At 69.3% G+C, this 6836-nt stretch carries 4 protein-coding genes; all 4 read right to left on the bottom strand.

The window, feature by feature from the left end; genetic code table 11:
* On the bottom strand, positions 1-1805 hold a 1805-nt coding region (locus tag ACZ6O5_RS31170), incomplete at its 3' end, for a type I polyketide synthase (RefSeq protein WP_465981901.1).
* Positions 1806-1834: 29 nt separating this feature from the next.
* The gene (locus ACZ6O5_RS31165; RefSeq protein ID WP_465981899.1) at positions 1835-2188 is read right to left on the bottom strand and encodes an acyl carrier protein; all 354 of its coding nucleotides are present in this window, start codon (positions 2186-2188) and stop codon (positions 1835-1837) included.
* Between the two features lie 5 nt (positions 2189-2193).
* Positions 2194-2340: a polyketide synthase docking domain-containing protein gene (locus ACZ6O5_RS31160; protein ID WP_465981897.1), complete on the bottom strand. Its 147-nt coding sequence runs from the start codon at positions 2338-2340 to the stop codon at positions 2194-2196.
* Positions 2337-6836: SDR family NAD(P)-dependent oxidoreductase (locus ACZ6O5_RS31155; RefSeq protein WP_465981895.1), on the bottom strand; the 4500-nt coding region annotated here is incomplete at its 5' end. The genes ACZ6O5_RS31155 and ACZ6O5_RS31160, both read right to left, overlap by 4 nt.

Raw genomic sequence — 6836 nt, 5'->3', positions numbered from 1 at the left:
AACACCGGATACGCCTCATACAGGCCCAGGCCCATACCGAGGCGCTGACTCCCCTGCCCGGAAAACACCACCGCCAACCGACCAGACCCCGCAACTCCGGCAACCACCCCCGACGCCTGACCACCGGAGGCCAGCGTGTGTAGCCCATCCACCAACACCTGCCGGTGCTGGCCGAGCACCACACCCCGATGGGTGAACCCGGTTGCCCGGCTGTCCACCAACGCCCGCCCCACCGTCACCGGCTCTACCTCGGGCCGATCGGTCAGGAACTGGGCCAGCCGCTGCGCCTGCGCCCGCAGCGCCACCTCGGTCTTAGCCGACAACAGCCACGGCACCACCCCGCCGCCCGGCAGCGGAGCCGTTGGCGGCTCCTGGCCCGAGCCCGCCGGGTCGGCGGGTGTGTCCTGCGGCGACTCGATCGGTTCGGCTTCCTCCAGGATGAGGTGGGCGTTGGTACCGCTGATCCCGAACGACGACACCCCGGCCCGCCGCGGCCGGCCGTTGACAGGCCATGGTGCGGCCTCGGTCAGCAGCCGCACCGAGCCAGCCGACCAGTCCACATGTGTCGACGGCGCGTCCACGTGCAGCGTCCTGGGCATCAGGCCGTGCCGCATCGCCAAGACCATCTTGATGATCCCGGCGACACCCGCGGCTGCCATGGTGTGGCCGATGTTCGACTTCACCGACCCCAACCGCAACGGCTGCCCTGCGGGCCGGTCCTGGCCGTACGCGGCGATCAGCGCCTGCGCCTCGATCGGATCACCCAATGTGGTGCCCGTGCCGTGCGCTTCCACCACATCCACGTCGGCCGGCGTCAGCCGCGCGTTGGCCAAGGCCTGACGGATCACCCGCTGCTGCGACGGCCCGTTCGGCGCACTCAACCCGTTGGAGGCGCCGTCCTGGTTGACCGCGCTGCCCCGCAGCACCGCCAACACCTGATGCCCCCGCCGGCGGGCATCCGACAACCGCTCCAACACCACAATTCCGACACCCTCACCCCAACCCGTACCGTCAGCCGCGTCCGCGAACGGTTTGCACCGCCCATCAGCGGCCAGTCCGCCCTGCCGGGAGAACTCCACGAACGCTCCCGGCGTGGCCATCACCGCTACACCGCCGGCCAGGGCCATCGAACACTCACCCGACCGCAACGCCTGCGCCGCCAAATGCACCGCCACCAACGACGACGAACACGCCGTATCCACCGACACCGCCGGGCCCTCCAAGCCCAAGGAGTACGCCACCCGCCCCGATGCCACACTTGCGTTGGTCCCGGTCAGCGCGTATCCCTCGGTCTCGGACCGTGTATCGCCGATCATCGAGATGTAGTCATGCCCGGTGGTGCCCACGTACACGCCGGTGCCCGAGCCGCGCAGCCCCGACGGGTCGATCCCCGCCCGCTCCAACGCCTCCCAGGAAACCTCCAACAACAACCGCTGCCGCGGATCCATCGCCACAGCCTCCCGCGGACTGATCCCGAAGAACCCCGCATCGAACAACGCCGCACCAGCCAGGAACCCACCCTTACGCGCAAAGTCGCTCCCCGACCCCGCCGGACCCGGGTCATCTGACGACCCGACATCCCAACCCCGATCCACGGGGAACTCACCCACCGCGTCAACACCATCGACCAGCAACTGCCAGAACTCCTCCGGGTCACCGACCCCACCCGGATACCGACACCCCATCCCCACGATCGCCACCGGCTCGACGCTGGCGGCCTCCAGGGCCTGTACCCGACGGTTGGCCTGGCGCAGCTCGGCTACGGTCCGCTTGAGGTACTCGCGCAGCTTGTCATCGTTGGTCACGGGTGTCCCTCCGGAGCGGGTACGGGCGTTCAGGCCGAGCCGAGCTCGTTGTCCACAAGTTCGAACAACTCGTCGTCGGTGACCTCGTCCAGATCGGTGTCGGGCCCAGCAGTCGACTCTGCGGGCAGCGGCGTGGTAAGCCGAACAACCAACGCCTGGAGGCGCCGGGCGAGCTGGGCACGCGTATCCGCGTCCACGGCCGGTCCCGCGAGCGCGCGCTCCAACCGGTCGAGCTCGGCGACGGCCGGCGCCTCGGCCTGCTCGGCCGGCCACAGCTGGACCCGGAGATGGTCGGCCAGGGCGGTCGGTGTCGGATGGTCGAAGACCAGCGTGGCCGGCAGCGGCAGCCCGGTCACGGCGGCCAACCGGTTGCGTAGTTCCACCGCGGTCAGCCAGCCGAAGCCGGGCAGGCCCTCGAGACCACGGCGATGGGTTCGGTTACTCGATCCTGAACCTCGTGCAGGCGTCGTCGGGTCTCCAGCAGGTTGTCCGTGGCCTGTCGCAGATATGTCCGCAGCTTCTCATCGTTGCTCACGCCGTACGCCCTCCCTCGGAGCTTGCGATCTTGTCGAGAACGTCGAACAGCTCGTCATCTGAGGCTGCATAGGTGTCGATCACCGGGGTTGCCCCGTGGCCGCCCGTCTGGGCCTCGAGCCTGCGCGCCAGTTCACGCAGGCGGTCCGCCAGCTTCGTCGGATCTCCGCCATCACCCGGGGCCAACGTGCGTATAGCCTGTTCGATCCGGTCCAGGTCCGAATGCAGAGCATCTGCGGGCGTCTTCTCCTCTGGCACCACTCGCGTCCGCAACTCCCGGCCGAGTTCGGCGGGGGTGGGGTAGTCGAAGACCAGCGTGGCCGGCAACGACAGCCCGGTCGCGGCGGCCAGCCGGTTACGCAGCTCCACCGCGGTCAACGAGTCGAAGCCGAGTTCACGGAACGCGCTGCCCGGATCAATCGTCGTGGGGTCTGGATGGCCGAGCACGACCGCAGCCTGTGCCCGCACCAGCTCCAGGACTGTCCGCTGGCGCTCCTCAACCCCCATAGCCGCCAACCTGGCGGCCAGATCCACCCGCGCGCCGGTGGTGGTCGCCGCCCGGCGGGGCGAGCCGAAGCCGCCGGCCAATGTCCGCCACAGCGGTGGCACACCACCGGTTCCGGTGCGACGCAGCGCGGACAGGTCCACCCCGATCGGCACCAGCTGCGGCTGGTCGGTGCGTATTGCCGTGTCGAACAGTGCCAGGCCCTGCTCGGAGGAGAGAGGAAGGATGCCGTTGCGTCGCATCCGGTCCAGGTCAACCTCGTCGAGATGCCCGGTCATCGCCGACTGCTGGGCCCACAGCCCCCACGCCAACGACTGGCCGGGCAGGCCGGTGGTCTGTCGTCGTAGCGCCAGGGCGTCCAGAACCGCGTTGGCCGCGGCATAGTTACCCTGCCCCGGTGAACCGAGCGTGGCCGCCGCCGACGAATACACCACAAACAACCCGAGATCCATGTCCTGGGTCAACTCGTGCAGCCACCACGCCGCGTCAGCCTTCGCCCGCAACACCGTCTCCAGCCGCTGCGGCGTCAACGCCTCGATCACCCCGTCGTCGAGGACTCCCGCGGTGTGCACCACCCCGACCACCGGATGCTCCACCGGCACCCCCGCCAACACCTCCGCCAGCGCATCCCGGTCAGCGACATCACACGCGATCACCCGCACCCGCGCGCCCAGCCCGGTCAGGCCATCGACCAGCTCCGCCGCCCCGGCCGCGGCCGAACCCTGCCGCGACAACAGCAACAGACGCTCGACTCCGTGCGTGGTGACCAGATGCCGGGCCACCAATCCACCCAACACCCCGGTCCCACCAGTGACCACCACCGTGCCACCCGCATCCAGCCCCGCCGGTAGCCGCAGCACCACCTTGCCCACATGACGGGCCGCCTGCAGATAACGCAAGGCCTGCACCGCGCGAGTCGCCTCGAACACCCTCACCGGCAGGGGCTGCAGAACCTCCGCGGCGAACATGGCCAGGATCTCGCCGAGCATCTGCCTGATCCGGTCAGCGCCGGCGTCGGGCAGGTTGAACGCCTGGTACGCCACTCCGGGATGGGTTCTGGCGATCTGAGCGGGGTCCCGTATGTCGGTCTTACCCATCTCTACGAATTGGCCGCCGCGGGGCAGCAGATCCAGTGACGCGTCCACGAATTCGCCGGTCAGGGCGTTGAGCACCACATCCACACCCTGTCCCCCGGTCGCGGCCAGGAGGCTGTGGCGGAAGTCCAGATCGCGGGAGGAAGCCAGATGCGTACCGTCCACACCCATCCGGCGTAGGGTGTCCCACTTGCCGGCGCTGGCGGTGGCGTACACCTGCAATCCCCAGGCCTGGGCCAACTGCACCGCGGCCATCCCCACACCGCCGGCGGCGGCGTGGATCAGGATCCGTTGCCCCGCCCGCACACCGGCCAGATCGCGCAACGCGTAGAACGCGGTCAGGAACACGATCGGCACCGACGCCGCCCGGGTGAACGACCAGCCCTGCGGAATCCGGGCCAGGAGACGATGGTCGGTGACCGCCACCGGCCCGAACGCACCGTTGAACATGCCGAACACCCGGTCCCCGACCACCACCCCCGTCACATCCGGCCCGGTCTCGAGCACCACCCCGGCCGCCTCACTACCCATCACCGCAGTCGGATCCGGGGACATGCCCAACCCGAGCCACACGTCGCGGAAGTTCAACCCCGCCGCCCGCACCGCAACCCGCACCTGCCCAACCGCCAGCGGCGCCACCGCCTCTGGACAGTCCACCACCGTGAGGTTGTCCAGGCTGCCTGGCTCCGACACATCCAGACGCCACGACAACCGCTCAGGACCAGGCAGGAGTAGGCGGCCACTACCGGCCCGAACCAACCGCCGGATGTACAGGTCACCATCACGTACCGCGATCTCCGACTCGCCGCTGCCGAGCACCGCCGTGAGGATCCCGCCCAGTTCACTGCCAGTGTCAGTGTCATCGTCGAGGTCGAGCAGGATGAACCGGTTGGGGTGTTCGGACTGCGCGGAACGGACCAGCCCCCACACCGCAGCCGCGGCAAGGTCACTGCCATCGGTAGCACCACGAGTGACTACCACCAACCGGGACCCGTCCGTGGCCGCATCAGCCAGCCAGTCCTGGACCCAACCCAACACCAACCCGCTCGCCACATGCGTAGCCTCGACAACACCCACAGCATCGTCTGGAGTTGGTAGCTCGGCCACCACGACGGGGGGCAGCTCACCATCAACCTGCCCATGCCATGCCCAGACCAGTTCGGTAGCCGCTGGCGCGGTGTCGGGTTCCGCGTCCGGTAGCGGCACCCACTCCACCGCGAACAGTGACTGCGCCGCATCCAGTACCCCCGCGGCCAACTGGTCGGTGGTTACCGGCCGCAGCACCAGCGAGTCCGCGGTCAGGACCGGCTGGCCGGCGGTGTCGAACACCGCCACCGCGATACCGCCGTCGTCGGACGCTGTCAGCCGGACCCGCAGCGTGGTCGCCCCGGTCGCGTGCAACCGCACCCCGCTCCACGCGAACGGCAACACCGCCCCGCCATCGTCGTCGCCGAGCAGCCCGGTCAACCCGATCGGGTGCAACGCAGCGTCCAGCACCGCCGGATGCAACCCGAACCCGTCGGCTGCGTCCTGCTCGGGCAGTGCCACCTCCGCGTACACATCCCGGTCGGAACGCCACACCGCCCGCAGACCCTGGAACACCGGCCCGTACACGTACCCGCCGTCAGCCAACCGTTCATACACGCCGTCCACCGTCACCGGCTCGGCACCGGCCGGTGGCCACTGCCCCAACCCGGACGGGACCCGGCCGGCTTGCGGGCTCAACACGCCCGTGGCATGCCGAGTCCACGAACCCCCCACACCCTCCGCGCCTTCTGTCCGGGAGTACACGTTGACCGGCCGTCGACCGTCCTGGTCGGGATCACCGACCCACACCTGCACCTGCACCCCACCCTGCTCCGGCAGCAGCAACGGGGTCTGCAGCGTCAACTCCTCCACCAGGGCACAACCGACCTGGTCCCCGGCGTGCATCACCAACTCCACGAACGCCGTGCCCGCCAACAACACCGAACCCAACACCACATGATCAGCCAGCCACGGCTGTGTCGACACCGACAACCGGCCGGTCAACACCACCCCATCCCCATCAGCCAACGACACCGCCGCACGCAACAACGCATGATCAACCGAACCCTGACCCAACACCCGCGCATCCCCCACACCACCGGCCACGGTCTGCGGCCAGAACCGCTGATGCTGGAACGGATAGGTCGGCAGAGCAACCGTGTGGGCCGGGCCGGTACCCAACGCCGGGGTCCAGTCGATGGCGATACCGGCCACGTGCAGGGCGGCCATCGACCGGAGCCAACGGTCACGTCCGCCGTCGTCACGACGCAGCGTGCCCGCCACCACCAGATCCTCACCGGCCTGCTCCACCGCCATCGCCAACACCGGATGCGAACTGACTTCCACGAACGTGCGGTGGCCGGCCTCGGTCAGGGTCTGGATCACCTCCGCGAACCGGACCTGGTGCCGCAGGTTGCGATACCAGTACTCCCCGTCAAGACCAGCGGTATCGACCTGCCCCGCCTCCAGGGTCGAGTAGAACGGCACCTGCCCGGTACGAGGCCGCAGATCAGCCAGATCGGTTCGCAGCCGGTCCTGGATCGCCTCCACCTGCGGCGAATGCGACGCATAGTCCACCGCGATCCGACGCACCCCCCGCTCCGCGTGCGCCTGGACGAACTCCTCACACGCGGTCGTGGTACCGGACACCACCACCTGCGCCGGACCGTTGACCGCCGCGACCGACAGGTCCCCACCCCACCCGCCGATCAACTCCCGCACCTCGTCCAACGGCGCCGGCACCGACACCATGCCCCCCAACCCCGACAACGCCGCAATCGCCCGGCTCCGCAACACCACCACCCTGGCCCCGTCAGCCAACGACAAGCCACCAGCCACACACGCCGCCGCGATCTCACCCTGACTGTGACC

Source organism: Micromonospora sp. NPDC049201, assembly GCF_055586805.1.
The sequence above is the reverse complement of the archived record's forward strand: the minus strand, read 5'-3'. Positions and strand labels throughout refer to the sequence as shown.